At 54.4% G+C, this 25,849-nt stretch carries 17 protein-coding genes; 4 read left to right on the top strand and 13 right to left on the bottom strand.

The window, feature by feature from the left end; all coding sequences use genetic code 11:
• The first annotated feature begins 143 nt into the window (after nucleotides 1-143).
• Complete coding sequence (locus V3O24_RS13520) at nucleotides 144-458, top strand: hypothetical protein (protein ID WP_331307623.1); 315 nt, start codon at nucleotides 144-146, stop codon at nucleotides 456-458.
• Nucleotides 459-895: 437 nt separating this feature from the next.
• The gene (locus V3O24_RS13525; protein ID WP_331307624.1) at nucleotides 896-1,426 is read left to right on the top strand and encodes a hypothetical protein; all 531 of its coding nucleotides are present in this window, start codon (nucleotides 896-898) and stop codon (nucleotides 1,424-1,426) included.
• Between the two features lie 154 nt (nucleotides 1,427-1,580).
• Here V3O24_RS13525 and V3O24_RS13530 read toward each other — a convergent pair whose 3' ends face one another.
• Nucleotides 1,581-2,561: a hypothetical protein gene (locus V3O24_RS13530; protein ID WP_331307625.1), complete on the bottom strand. Its 981-nt coding sequence runs from the start codon at nucleotides 2,559-2,561 to the stop codon at nucleotides 1,581-1,583.
• 303 nt (nucleotides 2,562-2,864) lie between these two features.
• Complete coding sequence (locus V3O24_RS13535) at nucleotides 2,865-3,989, bottom strand: aminotransferase class V-fold PLP-dependent enzyme (protein ID WP_331307626.1); 1,125 nt, start codon at nucleotides 3,987-3,989, stop codon at nucleotides 2,865-2,867.
• Nucleotides 3,990-4,237: 248 nt separating this feature from the next.
• On the opposite strand from V3O24_RS13535, the gene V3O24_RS13540 reads away from it, so the two are divergent.
• Complete coding sequence (locus V3O24_RS13540; protein ID WP_331307627.1) at nucleotides 4,238-5,626, top strand: OFA family MFS transporter; 1,389 nt, start codon at nucleotides 4,238-4,240, stop codon at nucleotides 5,624-5,626.
• 7 nt (nucleotides 5,627-5,633) lie between these two features.
• Here V3O24_RS13540 and V3O24_RS13545 read toward each other — a convergent pair whose 3' ends face one another.
• The 11 genes from V3O24_RS13545 to V3O24_RS13595 form a co-directional block, all read right to left on the bottom strand.
• Nucleotides 5,634-5,828, bottom strand: a complete 195-nt coding sequence (locus V3O24_RS13545; protein ID WP_308555273.1) for a chemotaxis protein CheB — start codon at nucleotides 5,826-5,828, stop codon at nucleotides 5,634-5,636.
• 274 nt (nucleotides 5,829-6,102) lie between these two features.
• Nucleotides 6,103-6,969, bottom strand: coding sequence for a phosphopantetheine-binding protein (locus tag V3O24_RS13550; protein ID WP_331307628.1), 867 nt, complete (start codon nucleotides 6,967-6,969; stop codon nucleotides 6,103-6,105).
• Between the two features lie 34 nt (nucleotides 6,970-7,003).
• A complete protein-coding gene (locus V3O24_RS13555) occupies nucleotides 7,004-7,804 on the bottom strand; it encodes a 4'-phosphopantetheinyl transferase superfamily protein (RefSeq protein ID WP_331307629.1) in 801 nt (266 codons plus the stop codon).
• Nucleotides 7,801-14,442 (bottom strand): SDR family NAD(P)-dependent oxidoreductase, encoded by a 6,642-nt coding sequence (locus V3O24_RS13560; RefSeq protein WP_331307630.1) that lies wholly within the window; start codon nucleotides 14,440-14,442, stop codon nucleotides 7,801-7,803. The genes V3O24_RS13555 and V3O24_RS13560 overlap by 4 nt, the downstream gene beginning before the upstream one ends.
• 286 nt (nucleotides 14,443-14,728) lie before the next feature.
• Complete coding sequence (locus V3O24_RS13565) at nucleotides 14,729-16,177, bottom strand: TolC family protein (protein WP_331307631.1); 1,449 nt, start codon at nucleotides 16,175-16,177, stop codon at nucleotides 14,729-14,731.
• Nucleotides 16,174-19,290 (bottom strand): efflux RND transporter permease subunit, encoded by a 3,117-nt coding sequence (locus tag V3O24_RS13570; protein ID WP_331307632.1) that lies wholly within the window; start codon nucleotides 19,288-19,290, stop codon nucleotides 16,174-16,176. Before V3O24_RS13570 ends, V3O24_RS13565 begins: the two co-directional genes overlap by 4 nt.
• Nucleotides 19,283-20,356 (bottom strand): efflux RND transporter periplasmic adaptor subunit, encoded by a 1,074-nt coding sequence (locus tag V3O24_RS13575; RefSeq protein ID WP_331307633.1) that lies wholly within the window; start codon nucleotides 20,354-20,356, stop codon nucleotides 19,283-19,285. Before V3O24_RS13575 ends, V3O24_RS13570 begins: the two co-directional genes overlap by 8 nt.
• Before the next feature lie 566 nt (nucleotides 20,357-20,922).
• Nucleotides 20,923-22,083 (bottom strand): LuxR C-terminal-related transcriptional regulator, encoded by a 1,161-nt coding sequence (locus V3O24_RS13580; RefSeq protein WP_104424315.1) that lies wholly within the window; start codon nucleotides 22,081-22,083, stop codon nucleotides 20,923-20,925.
• 48 nt (nucleotides 22,084-22,131) lie between these two features.
• On the bottom strand, nucleotides 22,132-23,214 hold the full coding sequence (locus tag V3O24_RS13585; protein WP_331307634.1) for a chemotaxis response regulator protein-glutamate methylesterase: 1,083 nt from the start codon (nucleotides 23,212-23,214) through the stop codon (nucleotides 22,132-22,134).
• A 22-nt stretch (nucleotides 23,215-23,236) separates the two neighbouring features.
• Nucleotides 23,237-23,836 carry a chemotaxis protein CheD gene (locus tag V3O24_RS13590; RefSeq protein WP_104424313.1) on the bottom strand — a complete coding sequence of 200 codons (600 nt, stop codon included), beginning with the start codon at nucleotides 23,834-23,836 and terminating at the stop codon, nucleotides 23,237-23,239.
• Nucleotides 23,827-24,642: a protein-glutamate O-methyltransferase CheR gene (locus V3O24_RS13595; protein ID WP_104424312.1), complete on the bottom strand. Its 816-nt coding sequence runs from the start codon at nucleotides 24,640-24,642 to the stop codon at nucleotides 23,827-23,829. The genes V3O24_RS13590 and V3O24_RS13595 overlap by 10 nt, the downstream gene beginning before the upstream one ends.
• Nucleotides 24,643-24,895: 253 nt before the next feature.
• Here V3O24_RS13595 and V3O24_RS13600 point away from each other — a divergent pair, with 253 nt between their 5' ends.
• Complete coding sequence (locus tag V3O24_RS13600; RefSeq protein ID WP_104424311.1) at nucleotides 24,896-25,804, top strand: hypothetical protein; 909 nt, start codon at nucleotides 24,896-24,898, stop codon at nucleotides 25,802-25,804.
• Nucleotides 25,805-25,849: the final 45 nt, after the last annotated feature.

The raw sequence follows: 25,849 nt of genomic DNA on the forward strand, positions 1-25,849 counted from the left end.
CACCCCCACTTTCGTCCCAACGATTAACAACTGTGCAGTATAAATATCGGCTAACGCGTCGTTAGAGCGTACACGATGCGCAAAAAGCGCGCATCGCGACGCTCAACTCAAAACGTTAGCGCCTTCACCCAAGGGGAATCCATATGAATAGATTTGCTTATCGCGTGTATTACGAATACAACGGCCCATCAAAATCCGATCCGCTCCGCTCGCCCAAAGATCCACATGAAATTGCCGAAGCACTGAAAAATTTCCCAAATGAGTTACCACATTTTCTTTCCGACCAAGACGCTACGGTCTCCGATGAGCCAACCCAAACGGATGCCAATTCAATCATTGTCTTTGTCGTAACAACCCTAAGCGAAGCAGCAACGGACGAAGCCGTTAAACGGTGCCTAAACGGACTCGACCTATTCGGCCAAAAGCTGAAGAACTTCCAAGCGGGCCGGGGTTTGTAACCCCGGCCTTAACGTTTTTACAGTGTTTGAGTTAAGTGACTACAGTTAACCAACGCAAAACATTATGGACGGAGCAATATGCCCCGACTGGCGGGGGGGCTGGTAGCCTGTAAGATGAACCGTTTGTAGATACTAAGGTTGGACGTGTCTTTTATACTCAATATCACGCTGTTTCAACACAGCAGATTTCGAAATTGACGACGGTTATTCCTCCACGGTTTTTCCAAAATGTTGGGCAACGAAAAGCTGTTGCCCAACCTGCACGAAGAGGCGAAAAGCCGCACAGTCAGATAATTTTAAATGTTAGGCATAATCGGGTATGCTTGTCCCTCTCTTTTACCCGGCGCGCCGATGCTCACGAGCCTTGCCTAAGGTACAAGACTGATCGTTTGATTATGAAATACGCCTATTTACCACTCTAAAAAACGGAGCCGCTCATGTCTGAAACTAACCGCACCACTTGGGATTTTCTGGTCGACACATACTGGTATGTGACTTACCCGGATCTGCCCGCTCTTCAATTTTCGCCCGATGATAATGCGTTGACCTGGAAAGGTGATCAAACCGTGTGGCATATTTCCGGCTATAAAAACGGCTATTTCTGGGGCGTATCTTCCGCTCTTTTGTTTGATCAGGGGGAAAATAACAGCAAACATTCAGGCTCTCCCCGGCAGTGGAGCCTGTTGGGTACGGTGACCGCCGACGGGCAGGTGCAAATTACCTTTATTCGCAGCGGTCGCCGAGAAGATGCCATCATCACCGGCTTTGGCCGTATGAGTAAAATCGGCGAACAATGGGTGTTTCAAATGCAAATGAGCACATCGTCCAGCGGCAACCAAACCTTGCATTGGGCTAATATGATGCAAACAAAAGAAGGCGAGGCCAGTTGGGATCAATTGCCCGGTGTGAATTATTCAGTGCCGGCGATGCTGGAAGGGGCGAGCTATCCTCAATTTGCCGATGCGTAAGTGTTAGTCTTGTAGGTTGGACATGGTTTTTATGCCCAACATTACGATGTTTAAATATGACGGCGATTTGGGATTTGATTACGGTCATTCCCGTCACTGGTGTCAAAATGTTGGGCAACGAAAAGCTGTTGCCCAACCTACGCTCTGGGTCGCTTTACCACTTAACCGCAGCGAAAGCGCGCGACAACACGGCTCGCGCCTCGAACATTGAATTTTTCGTATCTTCGACGCCGCGCCTGGCTTCGGCTTCGGCTTGTTCGGCGCTACGGGCGTGTTCCAGGGTGCGAGCCGAAGCCTCTCGCGCCTGATCCCGTAACGACTGTGCCTCGTCACGCAGTCTCTGGGCGTCATCGCGCGCTTGTTCAGCTTGGCGCTGGGCATTCTGCGTTTCCGCAAGCGCTTGTTGCAGCTGTGATAATACGAACTCGGCCTGGCGATGGAGTCCCCGTATTCTATCCGTCGAAGTTCGCGCTTCGCTGAGCCGTTGTCCAATTTCTTGAGCTCGACTGGCCGACTGTTCGCTAAATTGGGTCGATTGGGAGGCGTGTTCCTGAGATTGTCCCGCAGCCTGACCGGCTGTATCGGCGGATGCTTGAGCTTGACCGGCAAACTGAGCGGCTTGTTGCGCTTCGTTCTCTGCCTGACTTGCTGCTTGGGCTGCGGTTTGGGCGCTGCCGTTTGCATCCTGGGCCGAGTTACCGGCATTTTCAGCCTGTTGTTGGGCCTGTTCGGCACAATCTTGCGCCGTCCGCGCATGAGTCCCGCTCTCGGCTGCGGCCTGTGCGGCCGACTCGGCGTAAGCGCGGGCTTCTTGCCCGGCGCTGTTCGCATTGTCGGCGATGGCTTTGGCTTGCTCGGCATTGCCGGCTGATGTCTGGGCGTGTTCTTGAGATTGACCCGCCGCCTGATCGGCGGCATAGGCGGATGCTTGGGCCTGACTGGCAAATTCAGCGGCTTGTTGTGCTTCGTTCTCGGCTTTAATGGCCGCTTGGGCTGCGGTTTGTGCCTGTAGTTCAGCGGCGCGTTGGGATTGTTCAGCGTATTGAGAGAAATCTTCACAACGGTTTGCCGCCTGTCTGGCGCGGTCGGCTTCTTGATTGGCGATATCGACGGCTTCGGAAATATATTCGGACATGAGCGTTACCTTCTAGTTTTAATTTATTATTGTTTAAGGTCGATTCGATTCTATCAGCAAAAGTATTGTCTGAACAGCATCGGTATTATCCCGATAATCAGTATCTTGCCTGTTTTCGATAGCCGGTCATGCAGATTGAATACCGATATTACGATGATTCGATATGCGGCAGATTTCGGATTTGTCCGTGGTCATTCGTCACTAAAGACTAAGATATTGGGCAAGGAAAAAGCGGTTGTCCTTAACAAATCGCTTTCGTTGATGGTTCGGCAGGACCCACCACGAACGGAATCGACATACTAATTATTCCAGCAATGCGGCCAATTTCAGCGCCCGGTCAAGTTCCTCAAACGTATTGTAAAAATGCGGCGAAAAACGTATACCGCCGCCGCGCAAGGCGCAAACCACGCCGTTTTTCTGTAAATGCTGGTATAGCACCTCGTTTGCAACCGTCCGGTGCTTAAAGACGACAATGCCGGATTTGAGCCGGTTTTGCTTCGCCGACAGTAAAACCAATTGCCCGTTTTTATCAATCGCATCCGTTAAATAGCCGGATTTTTCTAAAACTTGCGCTTCGATAGCGGCCATGCCGGTTTCCAGCAACAACGACAAGCTGGCGGAATAGGCATGGATGCCCAGCATGTTGGGGCTGCCGCATTCAAAGCGGCGAGCGGAGGGGTGGGCTTCCCACGGCTGGTTTTCGTAATTATGAATATCTTTCATCATGTGCCAGCCGTACTGGGTCAGTTTCAGTTTGTTCCTGGCTTCGGGCGTGGTGTAAAAAACGCCCAAACCTTCGGGACCGAACATCCATTTATGGCCGTCGGCCATTACAAAATCCGCCTGATAAGCCTGCACATCGAACTGCACTGCGCCCAGGCTCTGGATCGCGTCGACGCAAAACAAGATGCCGCGCCGCTTGCAGAATTCTCCGATCCTTTCCAAGTCCATGCGCAGCCCCGAGGCGAATTGTATGGAGCTGATGGTCAATAAGCGCGTGTTACCGTCCACCAGCGCAAACAAAGCATCCTCGGGCGCATCCGCGCCGTGTAAATCGGCTTGGCGGAATTCCACGCCCTGATCGGCCAGGGATTCCCACGGCAACCGGTTGGAGGGGAACTCTTCGTTGCTGGACACGATGTTGTCGCCGGGTTGCCAGGTCAGGCCGTAGGCGACAAAGGACAAGGCTTCCGACGTGTTTTTAACCAGGGCGATATCATCGGCGGAAGGGGCGTTTAACAAAGTCTGCAATTGCGTGTGCAACTCGGCTTCCTTGTTCAGCCAGTCCAGGTAGAAATGCGAGCCGAAACGGGTGTTTTGTTCGGCAAACTTGATCACCGCGTCGCCGGTTCTTTTAGGCCAGGGGGCTACGGCGGCGTGGTTGAGGTAAATCAATTCGTCGGTCAGCGGGAATTCGGGGTGTTTCATGGTATCCATCTGCAAGTTGCAAGTTTAGGTTGGGATGGGTAATTTAATCACAAATATCGGGTTCGCAGTTTACAAACTGTTTGTAGGGCTGGATTGGATGACGAATCGGAACGGCGCTTGGTGCGTGCAAGCAACCGTTGCGGTTTCCGGCCGGATTTTCAAGCGCTGAATTCAATTCGGAAGATTATTAGGCGATAATAGCCGCTTTGCCCCGCCCGTATAATAATCAACAACAGGAACGATATTTTATGTCCACATGGTTAGCCTCGTCTTTTTTATCAAAAGACCGAATTGTCGCCAAACCGGGTTTTAACCGCTGGTTGGTGGCTCCCGCCGCATTGGCTGTGCATCTGTGCATCGGCCAGGTTTACGCCTTCAGCGTTTTTAATTTGCCGTTGACCAAGGTATTGGGCGTGACCGAGTCGTTGCCGGAAGATTGGAAGTTGACCGAATTGGGCTGGATCTTCAGTCTGGCTATTATGTTTTTAGGGCTCTCGGCTGCCTTTGCCGGAAAATGGTTGGAGCAAGTCGGGCCGCGCGTGACGATGTTCTGCTCGGCGCTTTGCTTTAGCGGCGGTTTTTTCATTGCCGCGGCTGGAATAGCGCTGCATGCAATCTGGCTGCTTTACTTGGGTTACGGCGTGTTGGGCGGCATCGGTTTGGGGCTGGGTTATGTGTCTCCGGTTTCGACTTTGATTAAATGGTTTCCCGACCGGCGGGGCATGGCGACAGGCCTCGCCATCATGGGTTTCGGCGGCGGCGCAATGATCGGCGCGCCGTTAGGCGTGTTGTTGATGAAGCATTTTGCGTCGGCGACATCGGTCGGCGTTGCCGAGACTTTCATGACCATGGGCGGTATTTACCTGGTGTTTATGATGATCGGCGCTTTCACTATCCGCTTGCCGGAAGAGGGCTGGTTGCCGGTGAATTTTCAGCCGGACACCCGGAAAAATAAGTTGATAACGGACAAGCACGTGCATGTCGAGCAGGTGCTTAAAACGCCGCAGTTTTATCTGTTGTGGCTAGTGTTATGCCTGAATGTGACCGCCGGAATCGGCGTGCTGGGCCAAGCCTCGGCGATGAGCCAGGAGATGTTCAAGGATCAAATCACGCCGGAAAAAGCCGCCGCGTTTGTCGGTATGCTCAGTTTCTTCAACATGGGCGGGCGTTTTTTCTGGTCTACGCTGTCCGATTACCTGGGCAGGAAAAGCACGTATTTCACCTTCTTCATGCTGGGCTGCGTGCTTTATTCGATAGTGCCTTATACCGGACGGATGAACAATGTCTGGCTGTTTGTCGGCTGCTACGCGGTGATTATGAGTATATACGGCGGCGGCTTCTCGACCATACCTGCCTATCTGGCCGATATTTTCGGCACCCAATACGTCGGCGCGATTCATGGCCGATTGTTGACCGCCTGGGCCACGGCGGGGGTTGCGGGGCCGGTGCTGGTCAATTATCTCAGGCAAAGCCAGATCGATCAGGGGGTACCCAAAGCCGATGCCTATAACATGACCATGCAGATCATGGCCGGCATTTTAGTGCTGGGATTTTTTTGCAATCTGGGCATCAAGGCGGTCGATGAAAAACATCATCTTAAGCATGATCAAGTGAATGATGAGTTTGATGCGGCGTAATGTTGCGTTAGGTCAATTCAAGTTCAGGTCTTTTTAAACAGCCCCGAGTCGGCGCTTGCGTGATCAGTTGAGGGATAGCCGACAACGGCAGAATGCTATCGACGCCGCCGAACTTAAAGGCTTCTTTGGGCATGCCGTAGACCACGCAACTGGTTTCATCTTGTGTGATAGTCAAGGCGCCGGCATCGTGCATTTCTTTCATGTCATGGGCCCCCGTCATCGCCCATGCCGGTCAGGATAATGCCGAAACCTGATATTGCGTGTCGCTACGTTACAGCAACATGCGTTTTCCGCTCTACTCGGCGCAACGCGTTGACACTGCATTCTCAGGCAACGCGTCACGGCCATTAAGTTAAGCGGGTTAGACAAAATGATTGCTGATGTGGGGAGACTTTAGTTGGCCTACACTTTGTAGCTGGCGCCTCTTTCGCCACTGTTGCCGCCTGATTCACTTGAACAGGTGCTCAATGGAGCGTTTACGCAGCCTGTACGACTGCCTGCGATTGCTCGCATCGAGCGCTGAGCAAAGCGGCGATAGTCGCAATGGTGCGGATTTCCCTGATGTCGTCGGTCAGGCGGCTTTCCAGGCCAAAATGTTCGCGCAGAACGGCCAAAATCTCGCCCAGTTTTACCGAGTCGATGCCCAAGTCCTCTTCCAGATCGGCATTGGGGGCCAGTAGTTCAATAGGGTAACGGGTCACTTCGGCTACCACGTTGGTTACCTGCGCCAGCAAATCCTGCTGATTGTTTGCCGCAGGCAATTGGCTGACGATGATCGCCGGTGCCGCCGCGGGCATTGCCTGAGGCCGGTCCAGACGGTCTTCAAGCAAAGCGGCGATAGTCGTAATAGTGCGGATTTCCCTGATGTCGTCGGTCAGGCGGCTTTCCAGGCCAAAATGCTCGCGCAGAACGGCCAAAATCTCGCCCAGTTTTACCGAGTCGATGCCTAAGTCCTCTTCCAGCTCGGCATTAGGCGCCAGTAGTTCGATAGGGTAGCGGGTTACTTCGGCTACCACGCTGGTTACCTGCGCCAGCAAATCCTGCTGATTGTTTACCGCAGGCAATTGGCTGGCGGCGGCTGGCGGTGCCTGAGGCCGGCCCAGCCGGTCGTCAAGCAAAGCGGCGATAGTCGCAATGGTACGGATTTCCCTGATGTCGTCGGTCAGGCGGCTTTCCAGGCCAAAATACTCGCGCAGAACGGCCAAAATCTCCCCCAGTTTTACCGAGTCAATGCCCAAGTCCTCTTCCAGGTCGGCATTAGGGGTGAGCAGTTCCCGTGGATAGCGGGTTACCTCGGCAAAAAGGTGCTGAATAGTGTCTAAGGTGGTGCTGTTAGTCGTCATAAATAAAGTCCTTTCATGGATTTTCAGAAGTTGATTAAACGCAAAGATAGATAATGGTAATTACGCACTGCCCGTTGAAACAATAAGCCGCACGCACATGGCGATGCTGCGGCAACGAATTGGAACGGAGTTGAACAGGCAGCAGGGTCACGGTGTTGGGTTGTGACCAATCCGAGTGTTGATCGTTGATGAGATCGGGTAGATCGACAATGATCGTGTCTGCGGCGCCCATGCTTGGCTGTGGCAGCCGGCCGGTCTTGAACAACGATTCTTTAAACGCCCAAAGCAGGGTGTAGCCGAAAATTTTCCGGTTTTGGTCGCTTCCCCCCAGTTGTTGCGCCCATCGGTGTTCGGATTCGGCGAATGAACTGCGGTAATAGGCCGCCTCCCGAAGCTCACAGGTTTCGACGTCAATACCTATTTCGCCGGTCGGATTTATGCCGACGCAGACCAGCCCGCCGGCATGAGCGACGGAAAGACCGCCTTTCACCGGCGATCCCTTCCAAAACAATTGCGGCGCTTTGCCCCGCTCGGGTGCCAAAATCTCGATTTGATGTAGTTCCTTCATGGGCAACGCCGCCAATGTTGATGGCGTCAGCTGTTGTACTTGATGGGATTCTGACGAGTCGGCAGCGCCTGACCGTTCCAAGCGTTGCCAAAAAAGGGCTTTAGCGGCCAGACGCCCGGCCAGCCACTCGCGCTGACGCCGGTGGTGCCGGAATTGTCGCCAACACTGTGTTTCACGGGCTGAGAGACAAGCCGGAGCCGCCAACACATGTTCGCAGCCCTCCATATCGATTAAGGCGACGTTGGGGGCGCGGTTCGAGCTATTCACAGAACCTCCTCCAGATTACTTGGAGCGGCGGCAGTCAACAAGGTTACCGAGTCGACCACGCCATAAGGCTGGGCAACCGTGCCGGTTATGGTCATCGCCAACTTGCCGTCGGCAGTGCGAACCTCCATCCAGTCGCCGAGTATTCGGCCATTGACGTGCCGGGAAGCGCTGGTGGTGATCGTCACCGGTTGCGGTGCGCGATTCAGCGCGTTGTCATTCAACGGCGCATCCCAGCGGATTGAACCGATTTCAGCCGCGACGCAGACCGGCATGGAACCGTCCGAATTCCAGGTGAGGATCGATAAGGTGAGCGCAGCGTCAATGGCTAAGAACGGCGTAATGCACTTTTCCAGCAGCGCTTCGTATTGGTGGTCGACAAACCGGAAATTGGCTTGGTGAGCACTCGTCCCTAAGGTGATCCAATGCAAGTGATGAAAAACTCCGCCGTGATAAACCGCAGCGCCGTCAGCGTTGTACGGATCCATGACGGTCATGCCGGAGACCGGTTGATCGCCTTGGTTTCTGGGTTGCAGCGCCACACCCGGTAATTCGCCCAAAACCACCTCGCATTCCAGATGACGCACATCGGCTTCAAGAACGACGCCTGAGCTATGCACAAAATCCGACAGCAACACGACTTCCACGCGTGCCTGCCGTCCTGTGCGCTCCAGAATCCGAATTTGGCTGCGTAGATTGGTCGGCGCGTCGCCGCTTAACTTGACGAAACGCAGGAACCGGCAATGGTCGAAACCGATGACCGGCAACTCCGGCAGCGCCGCTTTTGCCGCTTGGGCCGCCAGCTCCAGCTCGTAAGCGCCGGGTATGGTCGGTTTGCCGTTGACCTGATGCCCGACTGCAAAAGGAATGTCTGCTAAAGACAGCGACCAAGCGGGCGGGGCTGCCTGCGTTGGGACGCTGTCGGTCAGCGGGACTTGGAAAAACTCAAGTTCGCCGGCCGTCAGCAGGACATTGATCGGTTGGGCAGGCGGTCCCGCCAACAGCGATTGGAACAGCGCCTTGCCTTCCTCCGCCGTGACCCCGCGAATCTGCCGCTCACTACCCAATGCGGCAAATTCCGAGCCTCGGGTCATGCCGATGCTGTCCCAACCCAACCAAGCGATTGTCGACCAAGTGCTGGAGCCTCCGTCTGCGGTCATTCGCGCGGCAATCCGGTTCAAGGCCTCATTGGCGGCACCGTAATCCGGTTGGCCGTCATTGCCCATTACGCTGAACGCCGAGGTGAGCAAGTGATAATGCACCGTCCGGTTCGGCAGGTGGCGCCGGCAGGCCCCGTAAATGTGATGCAGGCCGGACACCTTGGTGGCGATGGTGCTGCGGATCTCATACAAGGTTTTCTTGGGTAAACGCCGCGAGGTCTGAATGCCTGCGCCGTGGACAACTAGGTCAATTCGGCCCAGTTCCTTGGCGACGTCGGCGATGACGCCGTCGACCGCCTTCTGGTTGGTAATGTCAACGGCACGATAGATGACAGTTCCGCGAAGCTTGCCCAATTGATTCAAAATCGCCTGTAATTCTCGGGCCGCTGCCAAAGCTTGATAACGCTGTCTGCTTTCCGACAGTCGGGCACCCGGTTGCAAGGTCATCTGTTCGCGGTAAAAAAGCGTCTCGTAATCCCGGAACGTTTGATCATCCATTGTCAGCACGGTTGCCGGTATCGCCGACAGGTCGGTTCGTCCGAGCAGGACTACGGTGCAGCCGATGCTTTCAAGCATCGATTCGACCAGGACGGCGGTCACGCCGCGGCCGCCGCCGGTGGCTACCACGACTGACGAGGCATTGAGCAGCGGTTGTCCCGGCGCTGCATAGGTCGGCCTTTCGGACAACATTAAGACGTGACGCCGACCGGCAAGATAGCAGGTCTCGACCGGCAAACCTCCGGTGCATCCATCCCCGAGTTCGGCAGACAGCTCCTGCAAACCGGTTTTTAGGTCAAGGGCGGTGGTCTGGACTATGCGGCAGGTTGCCGTAGGCAGTTCACGGGTTAGCGATTTGAGAAAACCGGCAACCAGGCCGGTTTCAGGATCAAGCAGGCCGTTCGTATCGGTTCCGCCCAAACATAAAGCGCCCAGCACCACCTGGCCGGTGCCAAGGTTTTCGTAGGCGTGTTGTGCAACAGCAAAAATCAACTCGACGAAACGGCTGTCCCAAGGTTGTTCCAGCAAGGCTTTTCCTGTTTGACGGCTTAAATCACGGACGGCGATGAGCGTATCGAAAGGAAAATCGGCCAAGGCGCGTAGCGACTCGGCAATGCTGGACTCGGATGTGGTGTCGACGGTCAAGGCGGCAGAACCCGGCAGAGCAATGGGGCTGACGATCCGATAGTTGAGGCCGGTCAGGCCGCCGTCAGCCGCCATCGCTTGGAAGCTTTGCGGATCGTCGGTCAGGAACAGAATGCGTCGGCTCGCCAGGGACAGGGCAGGGCGTTCCAGAGTCAGCGATTCAGGCACCAGGGTCGGCGTGTAATTGATGATCGGGGTCCCCGTTACGAAACTGTTGTGCTGGATTTCCGCAGGACTTGTTGTTCCGTTGGGCAGCAGGCGTATCTGCCGTTTAGCGGTAGCGCCCCAACGCAAGATCGTTGCCTGGCCCGATTGGGCGCGATCCAGCGCCGCCATCAATTCAACGACGCCTTCGGCTCCGCGGTAGTCCCACGCCGTAGCGCCGACCGCTTGAGCGATTCCGTCGGGTCGGCTTGCGGCGGTTTCGAGCTGTACCGTGCCCAGCACCGGCCAGCCTTGTGCCGCCGCTTCGGACAGCGTTGTCACGGCCAGCATCAGCGCCGCTTCGCCGACCGGTTTTGCGCCGCCTGCCGACTGACGCGGACTGGACAGGGCGGCCAGATTGCCGCCATGACTGTTGATTGCGCCCAGCAAGGCCAATTTACAGTCGCCGTGGCGCAGCAACTGGGTGGCGACTTCAAAGGTTTGCGCTAACGACTCGGCGCCTTTGTCGATCACCATATTCGGACCTTTAAGATTGAAGTAATTGGCTACCCGGCCGGCGACGACATTAGGCATGCAGCCGGGCAAGGTGTAAGACCCCGACGGACGGTTGCGGGTTTGTATCGCGGTATCGAGCTGTTCCAGCAGGGCCGACCACTCGCTGTCGTTAACCGGGAACTCGTTACGTCGGCCGCGTAACTGTCGGAACAAGCGGTCTTTGAAGATCATTTCGTTAGCGCTGATGCCGAGCGCTGTCTTGCCCTCGATTCCAACGATCACAGCGATGGATTCGGCGATGGATTGCCAATCCTTAAGGCCTTGCAACGCCTGCTCGACGACGAGTAAAGCCAACAGTTGGGCGGTGTCCATTTGATCGACCGCATCCGGCAGCAACGGCTTGCCGGTCGGCAAGCCCAATGCCGATTTGACAAAACGATGCGGAACGCCGCCCGACGCGGGTAGTCCGGCAACACCGCCCAAGGCATCGGGAAACAGGCCGCCGACGCCGACGATAGCCAGCGTGGTTGTCGTTGGCGGGTTTGCGGGAAGTACCGGCAAGCGATCATGGTAAGCGGGGAGATATTGATCCACGATCAAATGGGCGTTGGTTCCGCCGAAGCCGAAGCCGTCAACCCCGGCACGGCGCGGTTGACCGTCGCTGTTAGGCAGCCACGGCTGTGCTGCGGCGCTGATGCTGAAAGGCGAGTTGGCCAGATCGATTTTGTCGCTGGGACGCGTCCAAAGATGCTGGGCTGGAATCAGGCTTTGCTCCATGGATTTGCACAGTTTGATGACCGATGCGGCGCCCGCCAGCCAGCCGGTATGGCCTACGGTTGCCTTAACGCTGCCGAGGATAATGGCGGGATGACGGCCGCTAAGATGCCCGAACATTTGGCTCAATGCCTTAAATTCAGTGGCATCGCCGACTGGCGTGGCAGTGGCGTGGGCTTCGACGACTTGCACGGTGGCGGGGTCAATGCCGCTGTTTTCGTAGGCCCGGTGCATTGAAAGAAGCTGGCCTTCAGCTTGGGGTACGTTGACCGAGGGGCTTTTGCCGTCGCTGGAAAGGCCGATGGAGCGGATGACACCCCATATTTTATCGCCTGCGGCAACGGCGTCAGGTAAACGTTTGAGAACTAAAATAGCGGCTCCGCTTCCGAACACCACGCCGTCCGCACTGGCGTCCAAAGGCCGGCTACCACTGGATGACAAACCTTTGAATTGTGAAAACAGGCAACTGTTTGCCATATTGGCTTCATAGACGCCGCCCGCCAAGGCCACATCGCATTCGCCGTCGCGCAAGGCATGGATTCCGAGCGCCGCCGTATAGAGCGACGAGGAGCAGGCCGTGTCCACGACGTAACCGAATATCCCCTGGCCCACCTGACGGTCGACTACCGCTTCATACATATCGGATTGGGCCAGTGAGCGGATCGTCTCGGCTGAAACGCCGAGGGCAGCGTCCAGCGCGCCGATGAATCGCTCTTCGGCTGAGTCCGCAGCCGGTTGCAACATGTCGGCAATACAGGCGGAAAATTGGGCCATATCATGATCGATGGAACCATCGGCTGTAGCGCCGACCAGACATCGAATTCGTTCTGCGGCGATATTCGAGAGAGCCGCGGCTGACTCGCCGAGTGCTTCTGCCAAAGCAACGGCCAAGTATTGTTGGACTTTCGGCAGGGCAAGGAATTCGGCCCGGCTGTAGCGTAAGCCCGGATGATCGGCGTGATCCAGCTCGGGAGCCTGTCCAATCAGTAGGGAATAGGCTTTGTCCGGTTGTACCCCCTCCGGGCTAAGAAAATCATCGCGCATGTCAGGGTCAAGTTCGCCGAGATCGACGATGCCGCTCACGCCTTCCACAACATGATGCCAAAAGCCGGCGACGTCTTTAGCTCCTGGGAAGACTCCGCCCAGGCCGACGATGGCGATAGGTGTTTCCATCGCAGCCTGATCGGAGTGCGGAACCTCGGGATTGACTGACGCAATCGCCTCGGTCTGGCGGTCAGCTTGAGCGGCTATAGGCGTGGATGGGACCGGGGAACTGACCTGATCGGTTATTTTCAAACGGTCGATGCTGACCGATGCAGAGGTATCTTCGACCAGGGCGGGCAATGCCCGTAAATCGGCCGGTTCGCCAAGCGCTTTGGCAATGATCGTGGCGATCGAGTTGCCCTGTCCGCAGTGAATGAAGGTTCGGACGCCCTCGTCGTACAACTGGGTTAACGCAGTTTGGAAATCCAACGGGGTAATTAAGTGCGAGGGCAGTTGCTCTAAAATATCGCGACCATGACTATGCCAATGACCGTCCATCGGGGAAAAAAGATCGATTGTAGTGGCCCGGGCAGTGATGTGGCCTAGGCTGGCAGCAAACGCTCCGACGGCCGGACTCAGCAAAGAGGAATGAAACGGATAATGGCTGCGCAATGGCGTAAAACCAATCCCCTGTGTCGCCAAATGTCGGCCAAAACGGTCGGCATCCGCCGCATTTCCCGACACGACGGTTTGACGGGCATGGTTAACCACGGCAATTTCCAAACTGGAAGACCCCAGTTCGGCTAATGCCAAGCTCACCTCTTGGCGTGATTTGGGGATCGCAGCCATAATTCCACAACCCTTCAGGTCGCGAAGCGCGATGATCCGCCGGCAAATGATTTCCAGACCGGCGTCCATTGAAATCGCTCCGGAAACCGTCAAAGCGCCAATCTCACCAACGCTATGGCCTAGGACGCCGTCAACTTGGAGCCCGGAATTTAGCACCGCTTGAGCCGTTAAGACGCCGGATAGGTAAATGCCGATCTGGTCGAGGTTCGGACACTGATTGAGCAGGTTGTCATGCTCGGCATCGGTTTTTGCCATGACCAACGGCAGGAAGGCGTAGCCGAAATATTTCAGGGCCAGACGATCTGCGTCTGCAAAGGTCGCGTGAAATTCAGGGTAGGCCTCGTAAAGCGACCGTATAGTGTCGCGTTGATAGGAGCCTTGGCCGGGCAGCACTAAGGCGGTACGTGGGCTCGACGCCTTCAAAAGCGGTTTGGCGGCGGATTTATCGGTTTGGATATCGCCGGAATCTAAGGCCGTCGTGGGTTGGACATTGTCAAAATCGAAGAGCGTTTCGCCGGAGAGGTTGATAAATGCAGCGCCGTGATTTTTGCCTGCGGTCACCCGTTTTCCTAAAGCGCAGACTTCATCGGTGAACAGTTTCTTCAGAGCGCTGCCGCCTTCCAGCGCTGCCGCTGCGAAACCGGCTCCAGTCAGCGGCTCGTCAATGATCCCGTAATACTGGGAGAGCGATTCGGGCACCACCAAAAACTCTTTGGTATCTTTCTCCACGCAGAGAATTCGCTGAAAGCCGACGGTGACCGGCGTTCCGTCTTCTTTCACCGCCCTGACGCACAGTTGCAAGGAGGAGCGGGTGACTTCGCCATAGGTCAGCAGCAGGGCCAGCTTGTCGCCCAACCTGACTGGGGCAAGGTTGCGGCTGTAACCTTCGTAGGTCAGCATGACAAGATTCGCCAAGTCATCCCGCCAGCGGTTTTTGCCGTCCAATCCCGGCCCAAAGTAAAACGCTTCTCTCGCTGCGCATTGAAAACGAAAATTGGTCAGATAATGGTGTGATCCGTAAGCCATTGTGTCTTCGAAATGGATTTGATAGGGAATTGTGAAAAATGACATCGTGGTGTAACTCCTGGTTATATTAATGGTAAGTTTTGTTGTTTCTTTCATTTGAGGCTTAGCCGGGTTTTGAACGGTTCGTTGAAAACTTCGGTTTTGGCTGTAGATTGCTCTTAGTTCAGACAATAAGCATTGAGCCTAAGACGGCCTGTTTTACGCAGTGGAATGGCGCTGCCCCGGTTGTGCTTTAATTCTTAAGTGAGTTGTTTTGTCTCGCTGATCTTCTCTACAATCCTTGTTCCGTCTCCTTTTGCTGTGCGAAACAGCTGCGTAGGTAAGACATAAATTATTGGTGAGAGACTTCGGCTACCCACCCGCCGCCAAAAGCCCGGTAAATTGAAACCAGGGCAACGTACACCTCAGTCTCGGCCTTGGCTCGCTCATCGGCGACGGCAAGTTTGGTGCGCTGGGCGTCCAGTACGGAGAGATAATCGCTGGCGCCATGCTGATATAAGCCATTGACGAGCCGGTAGGCTTCTTCAGCAGCGGTTTCGGCTTCGGTCATTCGGTTGCGGCGCTCCAGCGACGAGACGTGCGCGACATAGGCGTTTTCCACGTCTTCCAGTGCGAGCAGAAAAGTCTTCTCGTAGTTCGCCGCGACTTGATCCAGCCTGGCGTCGGCGGCGGTAATGTGGGCCTGGATGCGTCCGGCATTGAATATCGGCGCGGTAAGGCCCGAACCGAGCGTATAAACACTCTCGGCAATACTTGAAAACCCGCTCGAAGCCAACGCGCCGAAACCGCCGCTAGCGGACAGCACCAGCTTGGGCAGCAAATCGGCCCGCGCCGCGCCGAGACGGGCGGCCATTGTAGCGACTTCGGTCTGCGCCAAGCGCAGATCCGGTCTTTGTTCCAGTAAGTCCGAGGGCAGAAGACGGGGGATGTCCGGCGAATTTGTAGGCAATGGCTCGGCATGAGCCAAGCGGATTTGCATTTTTTCCGGCGGCTCGCCCAGTAACACGGCAAGACGATGAATCAGGTTTGAGCCGGCGCTCTTGAGCGTAGGAAGCGCACCGGCAGTGGTGTTCACCAAGCTTTCCTGACGGGCGATGTCCCATTGGTTGGTCAAGCCGGTGCGGTTGAATACCTTTAACACTCTCAGGCGTTCCTGCTGGATGGCGATGTTTTTCCGCAAGATGGCTGTGCGTTTTTGTATCCCGCGCAGCTCTAAATAGTGGGTCGCTACTTGGGCCAGCAGTCCCACTTGGGCGGCATGTAGGGCCTGTTCGGCCCCTTCCGCCTGAGCGGCGGCAGCTTCCGCTTCCAACTGTCGGGTGCCGAACAGGTCGATTTCCCAGCGGGCGGACAACCCGCCGCTGATAATATCGGCAGTGGGTGTGAATAGCCGGATGCCTTGATCGCTCGGTACGCCGATGATCCGGTCGATCTTTTTTTCCCGACCGCCGCCGGAGTACAGGTCAATGCTTGGATAGAGCATCGAGTCGGCGACGGTGGTCATGGCTTTTGCTTCACGAACACGCGCTATGGCGCTCCTGAGATCGTGATTGTTCGCCAATGCTTGGCTAAGCAGGGCGTTCAGTTTCGGATCCTGGAACCCTTTCCACCATTCTTTAAGATCGGCCGGGTTAGAACGTGTTTGGGCATCGGGGGCGTGATGCCAATCTTTGGGGGGTGTTATCAAGTTCATTGGATTGTCGACACGGGTTGGGGTGCAGGCGCTCAAGTTAAGCAACGCCGCCATAATGGGGATCGGTAGCCAATGGCGTCTATTCATTGGGAGACTCCCTTGCTAGGTAACGTTGTGTTGACGGATGGCAAAAGCACCGATGTTTCGGCATTTAGCGGCGAGCGTTTCACCCTGAACCAAGCCGCATAGAGCGCAGGCAAAAAGAAAACCGTCAGGAAGGTGGCGATAGTGAGCCCGCCCATAATCGCGATAGCCTGCGGGCCGAAAAAATCGTTGCGCGATAGAGGGATCATCGCCAGGATGGCCGCCGCCGCAGTCAACAGGATCGGCCTAAAGCGCCGCACCGTCGATTCGACGATGGCGGTCCAGGCATCGAGCCCGGCTTTTTGATCCTGTTCGATCTGATCCACCAGGATCACCGAGTTGCGCATAATCATGCCGGACAGGGCAATGATGCCGAGCAGCGCCACGAAGCCGAAAGGCGCGCCGAACAACAGCAGGGCGAACGCCGCGCCGATTACGCCCAACGGCGCGGTGATGAACACCAAAAAGGTTCGGGACAGGCTTTGCAATTGCATCATCAACAGGGTCAAGGTAACGATCAGAACTAACGGAATCCAGACCAGAATCGATTTCTGCGAAGTCCAGGCGTCTTCTTTGGAGCCGCCGGTTTCGATAAAATAGCCGGTCGGCAGTTGCTCCTGGATAGGTTTAAGTTTCGGGATAATCTCAGCCGCCACGTCGGGAGCCATCTTGCCGTCGACGACGTCGGCGCGCACCGAAATGGCGGGGAAGCGGTTGCGCCGCCAGCGGACGCCGTCCTCGAATGCGGTTTCGAAGGTGACGAACTGCGACAGCGGCGCCGATCGACCGTTGCCGGTGCGCACAGTCACATCGGGCAGCTGGTCGGCGGCGGTGCGCAGGTTGTCTTGCGCCCGCCAGACGATGTCGATCAGCTTGTCGTCCTCCCGGAATTGTCCTGCGGGAATTCCCGTGTAGTGGGCTTGCAAGGCTTGCGACAGGCTTGAGGTGGAGACGCCGAGCGCACGGGCCTTGTCTTGATCGAGTACCAAGCGTAGCGACGGAATGCGGTCATGCCAGTCGTCGTTCACGTCCACGGTGCTGGGATTGGCGCGCATCACCTCGGACACGCGGTCGGCAATGCTCCGAACCGTCATGGGATCTTCGCCGAACACTCTGAACACCAACGGATAATCTATCGGTGGTCCGACGTTAAGACGCATGACACGTCCCCGCAGTTCCGGAAAATCGGTGGCAAAAGTGAGCCGAATGCGTTGCATGACCCGCTCGCGGGCCGCATTGTCTTTGGTCATCACCACAAACTCGGCCAGATTGGTATTGGATAACTGTTGTACGATCAGCAGGAAGAAGCGCGGAGTGCCGCTGCCGATATAGGCGGTGTAATTCACCACGTCTTCGTCTTTGCTCAAAATCGCTTCCATATGCTTGGCGGTCGCTTCGCTATGCGCAAAGGAACTGCCCTCGGGCTGCCACAGGTCAATGATGACCTCGGGGCGATTCGACAGCGGAAAAAATTGTTCGGGAACTTGGCTCAGCGTCGCCAAGCCGACACAAAATAGGGCGGCGGTAGCGACGATGACTTTTTTGCGATGATCCACGCACCAAGTCACCCAATAGCGCAGGCGATTGTAAAACGGCGTGTCGAACAAGTCGTGATGGTGCGCGCTATGCGGCTGGACCTTGAGCAACAGGAAACCCAAATAGGGCGTAAAAACGACCGCGCCGATCCACGACAGCAACAGCGAGATGCCCATCACTTGAAATATCGAAACGGTGTATTCGCCGGCTTGCGATTTGGCCAAACCCACCGGCAGGAAGCCGACGATGGTGATTAAGGTGCCGGTCAACATCGGGAAGGCGGTGGCGCTGTAGGCATAGGTCGCAGCAGTCATTCTGTCCATACCTTCTTCCAGTTTGCGCGCCATCATCTCGATGGCGATCATCGCGTCGTCTACCAATAAGCCGAGCGCCAAAATCAACGCGCCTAATGAAATACGGTGAATTTCCATGCCGAACAGCAACATGCATAGCAGCGTTCCGGCCAATACCAGCGGCACCGTCAGCGCGACCACCGAGCCGGTGCGAAAACCCAGGCTTAAAAAACTGACCAGCAGTACCGCCGCCAACGCTTCGAAGAAGGTGGACAGGAATTCGCCGATAGCGGTGTTGACGACGCGCGGTTGATCGGCGACTTGCTCGAGATCAATACCTATTGGGAGTTCGGCTTCTATTTCGGCCTTGGCGGCTTCCAGCGCCTTGCCCAGCGCCAGTACATCGCCGCGTTTGTTCATGGTGATGCCGAGGCCGACGGCTTCCTTGCCGTTGACGCGCATTTTAAGTTCCGGCGGGTCAATGTAGCCGCGCTTAACGTGGGCGAAGTCGTCAACGCGCAAGGTGCGGCCTTCAATATGCACCGGCAGGCCGGCGATGCTGTCCACCGAATCGAACTGACCAGTGATGCGGATCGGCAAATTACGCTGGGTGGTGTACACAATTCCTGCCGACAGCATACTGTTTTGCGCCTGCAAGGCTTCCGCGACCACGTTGGCGTCAAGCTCCAGTTCGGCCAGTCTTTTGTCGGAAAATTCGATATAAATTTTTTCGTCCTGTACGCCGAGCAGGTCGATTTTTTCGACATCTTTGACCCGCAGCAGTTGTTGGCGGACTAAATCGGCGGCTTTTTTCAGCTCGGCGTAACTAAAGCCTTCGCCCGAAAAGGCATAGATCAGGCTGTAAGTATCGCCGAATTCGTCGTTGAAAAACGGTCCGACGCTGCCGGGCGGCAGCGTCATGCGGATGTCGTCAACCTTTTTGCGCACCAGATACCAGAGGTTGGGGATTTCCTTGGGCGGCGTATCTTCACGCGGAGTCACGAAAATGACCGACTCCCCCGGCTTGGAGTAACTGCGCAAAATATCCAGATCGGGCAATTCCTGGATTTTCTTTTCCAGCCGGTCGGTCAGTTGTTGTTCGACTTCTAAAGCCGTTGCGCCCGGATAGAGGGTTTTGACCACCATCACCCGGAAGGTAAATTCCGGGTCTTCCCGTTGTCCGAGGCGGAAATAGGCGAATAGCCCACCCAACAGCAACAGCACCATGATAAAACCGGTGAAAGCGCGGTGTTTTAACACCCAGGCGCTTAGATTGAAGTCATTCATGACTGGAAGTCTTTGCCTGCGCCAGGATAAATTGTTGCGGCAAACGCACGGATTGGGCTTCGCGCAGGCGGTTTACGCCGGCGCTGACAATCAGTTGCCCGGAACTCAATCCTGTCACTGCAACCCGCTCGCCGGGCAGCGCTGCGCCGATTTGTATCGGCGTGGCTTTGACTGTAGACGTGCGTTCGTCAACCAGCCAGACACGGGTTTGTTCCGGCTTATTCTGGGGCGTAAAAATAGCCGAGAGGGGAACGGCGAGGCGGGAAGGCGTGATTGAAGGTATCCAAACCATTGCGGTCATACCAAGCCGCGCATCATCCCGGCCTTCCAGAAGAGTTGCTTTGACCCGATAGGTACGGCTGACCGGATCGGCTGCCGCCGCGATTTCGCGGATACGCGCCTTGATTTGTTTGTCGCTGTCGGCCCACAAGGTAACCATGACGTCTTGGCGCTGTTTGAGTTCGGCTACGCGGTGCTCGGGAATGTCGATATGGATTTCCTTTTCATCGAGTTGGGCCAGCCTGATAACCGGCTGACCGGAGGAGACGACTTGCCCGGTTTCGATTTCCAGCGCGGTCACCACGCCGTCGCGGTCGGCCCGCAAATCGGTGTAAGTCAGTTGGTTGTCGGCCTGACCGAGTTGGGCTTCGAGCGCCGCAACCTTTTGCTGCGCGGTAATGTAAAGCGTTTGGCGGCGATCTAACTCAGGCTTGCTGATGATGTTCTGATCGAACAATTCCCGGTATCGGCTTAAGTCGTCTTTGGTGTATTCGCTGTCGGCTTTAGCGGATATAAGCTGAGCCTTAATATTCAGCGCGGCAAGCCGGAAATCGCCGGGATCAAGCCTTGCCAGCAACTGCCCTTTATGCACTTGCTCGCCTATATCGACCAAGCGGCCGGTTAGTTTTCCCGCCACCCGGAATGATAAAGTCGTCTCAAAACGCGCTCTAACCTCGCCCGAAAACGGCCTGTCGTTCAGTGTCTCTTGGCTTGTTATGCGAACAATATTGACGGGGCGAACAGAGGGCTGCTCTTGGTTGCGATGCGTACATCCAACTAATGTCAAAAGTAATACCGTTATCAAATGGTTGATAGGGGTATTTTTGAATAGCAAAGGTAAGCGACCTCTACAGCGAGAATTGGGGGAATTCATCTGCTCTCCAGTTAATGTAGTTACACACGTAATGAGAACATTGGATACGTCCAACGGTGCGCGTTCGAAACAGATTGCGCGGTGTGGTAATGTTCTGTTGCGATACAATTTAAACTAAGCGATTGAACAGCGCGTCACCCGTTCGGGTGAAAAAGGAAAATAATTTTCAACTATCCGCCCTAGTGGGTACTGGATTCCGGGCGCTATAAAAACACGCAGTTTGCCCCCATCAACCTAACCTTTTTCCGTTGAATAATGCCGTTAAGTTAATGAAAGTCTTCTGTATTTGGAGTGCAGGCTCCGCCTGCTAATGCAAGCACCTAAAGTGGGCGCTTTAGGTGCTTGCACTCCAGCGATCACTATTTTTTATGTGAGCTAAAAAATCGTCTAACTTAACGGCATTATTTCCGTTGTAGAAAGGATGCATGTGAACTTATTGAGATGGGTATTGTTTTAGGCGAATAATAAGCAGGTGCGGATCAGATTTTTGTTATAACCGTCTTAGCTGGGGCTGCAAGCATGCCGAAACCTGTAGTCAGCAATTGTATGAGTTCGGATTGACGATGCGTTTGGGTTTTCTCCAGCACCTGTTTTAGTTGGGTTTTTACCGTGTTGTTGCTGATGCCTCGTGTTTGGGCATAATCGCTAACCGTTTGTCCCCGCAGCAAAGCGACCGCAAGTTTGGCTTCGGCCGGGGAAAGACCGTAGCATTGAGTCAACAGACTATCGTCCAAGTTAAGCGGCAGATCGGGGTCGCAAAGAAATAATGCAACGCTCGGCACCGAGCCGATGAAAGGTAACGGTTGGTTTTGTAGCGATACCACTATTGCCGATAAAGGACGGCTTGAGTTGCCTCGGTGCAAGTTCATCGCATTGCCGTGCCCCAGTTCTATGGCATTGCTGATTAACTGACGCAAGGCACGGGTTTCATTGGCGTTATCCGCTTGGCAGCGGCCAGAGGTATTGAGACGAAAGCCGTCTGAACAGCGGATTAAAGATTCCGCCCTGTGATTGACAAATACGGCTTGGCCGCATTTATCGAACAAGACCAACCCGACCGGCAAGCGGTTCAGCAGCTCAGTGTCTGTGTTCAGTACACTTTTAACTTCGGAAAATTTTTTGTGGATCATGCAAGAGCGGCGTAAATGCGGCACCAAACGCGCGAACAGCGCTGTTTCGTCGGCAGAAAAGGGTTGTTGTTTGGATCTGAAAATCGACAGACGCACCGTCAGCGTATCCTGCTTGAGAAGATGACCGATCATGGCATGAAAATAATCCTGCGGTTTAAGCCAATCGTTATACCATTCAGTCTTGACAAATTCCTGCACGGGAAACAAGCGATCAGATGTTATCAGTTCGCCTTCAGGTAAATTTTTGGAGTTTTCAAGCCAGACATTGACCTTGGAATAATACCGCTCGTAAGACACGACGGTTTCAGGGTCGGTGCGGACGGTTTGAATAAAGGAAGATTCATCGCTACGGCAAGTGGAGTTGAGACTGGCAAAATCCACCAGATGAAGCGCTGTACCCCTGCTTTTGAAGGTATCTGACAACTGTTCCAAGAAAATTGACCATAACTCCGGCATGACGGCGGCATCGTAAATTGCCTCAATTAAACTATCATATTGGCTTTTATTCATAAGGTGGATTCAACTCCGAATGCAATCTCAATAAGGGGGGCGTAACGGTTAGGTTCTTTTAAACAGCGCCCGGGTAGGAGCCTGCATGATCAGTTGCGGGATGGACGACAGCGGCAGAATGCCATCGACGGCGCCGAGTTTGACGGCTTCTTTGGGCATGCCGTAGACCACGCAACTGGCTTCATCTTGCGCTATGGTCAGCGCTCCGGCATCGTGCATCTCCTTCATGCCGTGCGCGCCGTCATCGCCCATGCCGGTCAGGATGATGCCCACGGCGTTAGCCCCGGCAGATTGAGCGCTGGAGCGGAATAGTACGTCAACCGATGGGCGGTGTCTACTGACCAGCGGGCCGTCTTTGACCTCAACCTGATACTGCGCGCCGCTGCGTTGCAGCAGCATGTGCTTGCCGCCGGGAGCGATCAACACCAAGCCGGGCAAGGCGCGGTCATTTTGCGCGGCTTCTTTTACCGTCACCTGGCAAATGCCGTCCAGCCTTTTGGCAAATGCGGCGGTAAAATGTTCCGGCATGTGTTGCACCACGACAATAGGCGGGGCGGTACGCGGCAGTTGGGTGAACAGGTATTCCAAGGCCTGGGTGCCGCCGGTCGAGGTGCCGATCACAATGACCCGGTCGGTCGTTTGCACCATCGGCTTTGGGACGCACGCACTGAGAGTGTTTGCCGGGGCGCGGCTGGGCGAGGTTGAGGCGGACTTGATGACGCTGGGGCGGGAGCCTGCGGCGGCTTTGATAACGTCGACAATGGCAGTTTTGGATTCTTGCAGGAAACCGCGCAAGTTTACCTTCGGCTTGGTAATAATATCGACCGCTCCGGCACTCATCGCCTGCATAGTCACTTCCGCGCCTTTTTCCGTTAAGGTGGAGCAAATGACCACCGGAGTGGGGCGCTCGCTCATCAGTTTTCTAAGGAAAGTCACGCCGTCCATGCGCGGCATTTCAATGTCCAATACGATGACATCAGGCCATTCGGTTTCCATGCGTTTCATCGCGAAAATAGGGTCGGGCGCTGCGCCGATGACTTTTAATCCCGATACGCCGTCCAGTAAGCCGGTTAATACCTGTCGCACCACGGCGGAGTCGTCGACAATCAATACTTTAATTTCAGTTGGCATGTTGTTTAATTATTGAGTGCGGTTACCAGAAATCGGCCTGATTCGGCGGCTGCTGTGTCTGTGCAGTGGTGTTTTTTTCCAGGAAACGTTTTTCTTGTTTAATAACGGCTTGTTCTTCGCTTCTTTCAATGGTTTTGACATAAACGGAGAAATCGCTGGCCAGGAAAAAAATATTGCGGCCTATAGGGCCGCCCAAGGCGGATGCTATTAATGGGATGCGCTCGGTACGCAAAAAAGTTTTAATAAACTCGCAATTGACCGCGCCTATGGATTGCCCGCCGCGTAATTCATTGCCCAATTTCAGCACATCGCCGCCGCCAAAGGCTTTGGCTTTTAAATGGATGCGTTGCGCGCCCTGTTTCAACATTTGATTGATCAGCAGCTCCATCGCATGGATGCCGTAGCGTCCGCCTTCCGAGCCCAATAAGGCCGCATTATGGGCTGCATGCTGCTGAGCCAGCAGGAAATGATTCATGCCGATCACATGATTTACCGGATCATACAAACATGCCGCCACGCAAGAACCCAGCAGGGTGGAAATTATTTCATCTTTTTTAGTGACATAACTTTCGCCGGGATCGATGATGATGCGCGGCAGTCCCTGATATTGCCCTATTTGCATGGTTTTTGATAAATGGAAGGCGCCACTACGGATAATCCGGTTTTAATGTTGTGCAACGTTTCGGAATGGCTGATAAAAAAATAGCCGCCCGGTTTTAACGCCGAAATGACGCGCTGGACTATATCTTGCTTGGTTTCGGTGTCAAAGTAGATCAGCACATTGCGCAAAAAAATAACATCAAATTGCCCAAGGCTTTTGGGGAGCGGGGTTTTAAGGTTGATCTGGCCGAAACTGACGCGTTTTCTTATCTTTTCATCGACGCGAAAATAGCCTTCTTGCGAACGCACGCCTTTCAGGCAATATTTATCCAGGAAACGCTTATCCATATTATCCAGTCTATCCATTAAATAAACGCCTTGACGCGCGGTGTCCAGCACTTCGGTATTGAGATCCGAGCCGAATACTTCCCATTTTCTCATGCCCAGAGTCTCGGCCAATGTCATGCCGATGGAGTAACTTTCTTCGCCTGTCGAGCTTGCGGCGCTCCACAGGCGGAAATTATCGCCCCGCCAGGTTTTAACAATCTGTTCCTGAAGGAAATCAAAATGCTTGGGTTCACGGAAAAAATAAGTTTCATTGGTGGTCAGGATATTAACCATCAATTGAAATTCCTGGGGATGTTGTCCTGTATTCAGCAATTGGTAGTATTGCCCGTAGGTTTGCAAACCATAATGCAGTAAGCGCTTGGCTAAGCGACTGGCCACCATGATTTTTTTTTCCGGGGTGAGCGCAATGCCTGCGTGATCGTAAATAACGCGCCTGAAATGGGAAAACTCTTCGGCGCTTATGGGTTCTAAGCTGATAATAAATTCCTGCTTTAAGTGATCTTAATATGTCATCTCGACCGTAATAGCGCCTATATAAAACCGTATGGTCTATAGGGAGGAGGATGGCTTAAGGCGCTATGCGAAAATAAAGCTCGTAAGCAATTGATTATAGATTCTTTGTAAAAGTCAATATAATTAAAATGTTATTGCCGTATATTCCGTACAGTTTTGAATGGATATAAGTATGATTACATACTAAACTATGTCCTTCGCAAGAACAACGGGGATTTTAATGCAGCAGATCCAGAACAATGCCGACGGTAAATTTTTGTACATTTCACTTTCTGCATTGCCGGTAATATTGGGTGGTATGGTCGTGGGGTGGCAATACGGCGCTACCTTATATAATGTGTTGTTCAGTGTGCTGCTGGTGTTTTTCGGGATTGGAAGCGGTTTGTTTTTGTGGCGCCGCCATGATAACGAATTGGCGCAAACCAATTTCCGCTGGGCTCAGGACGAAAACAGCAAGATAGCGGCGGTTTCGACCTATACCGGCGAGTTGGAGCGGCTGCTGCTGACCATCAGTCCTATACTTTCCCAGCACGTAATGGTTTCGCGCGAGCATACCGAGCAGGAAATTACTTCGCTATCGAGCCGTTTTTCCTGCATGGTCAACGAACTCCAACTGATTGTAGACAGCACCGATAATGCCTTTGGCGGGCGGCAAAGCAACCACCTGGACAGCGTAATCGATGCCTGTCGCGATTTGCTGCAACCGATTCTGGACTTGCTCGGACAGCTTCGTCAGGCAGAGCAAAAAGCCGTTGATGACGCAGTCTTGTCCCAGGCCGAAGCCAATATCAACCAGACATTAGCCCTTTTGAGCCAAGTTCTGGGCCATTACCGCGATGATGCCTGCGCGCTTAGAAACCATGCCGAGCAAATTCGCGGCGAGATCAATAATGTCCTGGTGGCCTTGCAGTTTCAGGATCGCGTCAGCCAGATATTAACGCAAGTCGAAAACAACTTGCTGAATCTACAAAAAACCATCGAAAGAATTCAACAGCAGGGCAGTAATCGCGACGGCGATATGCTTGAAGTCGATAAAGCCGTAGAGCATATAGAAGAAAACTACAAGTCGGTCAGTTCCCGGGCTAAGCATTCGCCGGACGACTCAGACGATGATTTAACTTTTTTTTGATGCGAATCAAGAACGTATTTTTTAATTCAACACTGGGCTTTAACT

The organism is Methylobacter sp. Wu8 (assembly GCF_036440755.1).
Taxonomy (GTDB): Bacteria; Pseudomonadota; Gammaproteobacteria; order Methylococcales; family Methylomonadaceae; genus Methylobacter_A; species Methylobacter_A tundripaludum_A.

What these genes read in the sequence shown, in the direction of transcription:
- V3O24_RS13520 (WP_331307623.1), top strand. Translation starts at nt 144, where the DNA reads ATGAATAGATTTGCTTATCGCGTGTATTACGAATACAACGGCCCATCA.
- V3O24_RS13525 (WP_331307624.1), top strand. Translation starts at nt 896, where the DNA reads ATGTCTGAAACTAACCGCACCACTTGGGATTTTCTGGTCGACACATAC.
- V3O24_RS13530 (WP_331307625.1), bottom strand. Translation starts at nt 2,561, where the DNA reads ATGTCCGAATATATTTCCGAAGCCGTCGATATCGCCAATCAAGAAGCC.
- V3O24_RS13535 (WP_331307626.1), bottom strand. Translation starts at nt 3,989, where the DNA reads ATGAAACACCCCGAATTCCCGCTGACCGACGAATTGATTTACCTCAAC.
- V3O24_RS13540 (WP_331307627.1), top strand. Translation starts at nt 4,238, where the DNA reads ATGTCCACATGGTTAGCCTCGTCTTTTTTATCAAAAGACCGAATTGTC.
- V3O24_RS13545 (WP_308555273.1), bottom strand. Translation starts at nt 5,828, where the DNA reads ATGAAAGAAATGCACGATGCCGGCGCCTTGACTATCACACAAGATGAA.
- V3O24_RS13550 (WP_331307628.1), bottom strand. Translation starts at nt 6,969, where the DNA reads ATGACGACTAACAGCACCACCTTAGACACTATTCAGCACCTTTTTGCC.
- V3O24_RS13560 (WP_331307630.1), bottom strand. Translation starts at nt 14,442, where the DNA reads ATGTCATTTTTCACAATTCCCTATCAAATCCATTTCGAAGACACAATG.
- V3O24_RS13565 (WP_331307631.1), bottom strand. Translation starts at nt 16,177, where the DNA reads ATGAATAGACGCCATTGGCTACCGATCCCCATTATGGCGGCGTTGCTT.
- V3O24_RS13570 (WP_331307632.1), bottom strand. Translation starts at nt 19,290, where the DNA reads ATGAATGACTTCAATCTAAGCGCCTGGGTGTTAAAACACCGCGCTTTC.
- V3O24_RS13580 (WP_104424315.1), bottom strand. Translation starts at nt 22,083, where the DNA reads ATGAATAAAAGCCAATATGATAGTTTAATTGAGGCAATTTACGATGCC.
- V3O24_RS13585 (WP_331307634.1), bottom strand. Translation starts at nt 23,214, where the DNA reads ATGCCAACTGAAATTAAAGTATTGATTGTCGACGACTCCGCCGTGGTG.
- V3O24_RS13590 (WP_104424313.1), bottom strand. Translation starts at nt 23,836, where the DNA reads ATGCAAATAGGGCAATATCAGGGACTGCCGCGCATCATCATCGATCCC.
- V3O24_RS13600 (WP_104424311.1), top strand. Translation starts at nt 24,896, where the DNA reads ATGCAGCAGATCCAGAACAATGCCGACGGTAAATTTTTGTACATTTCA.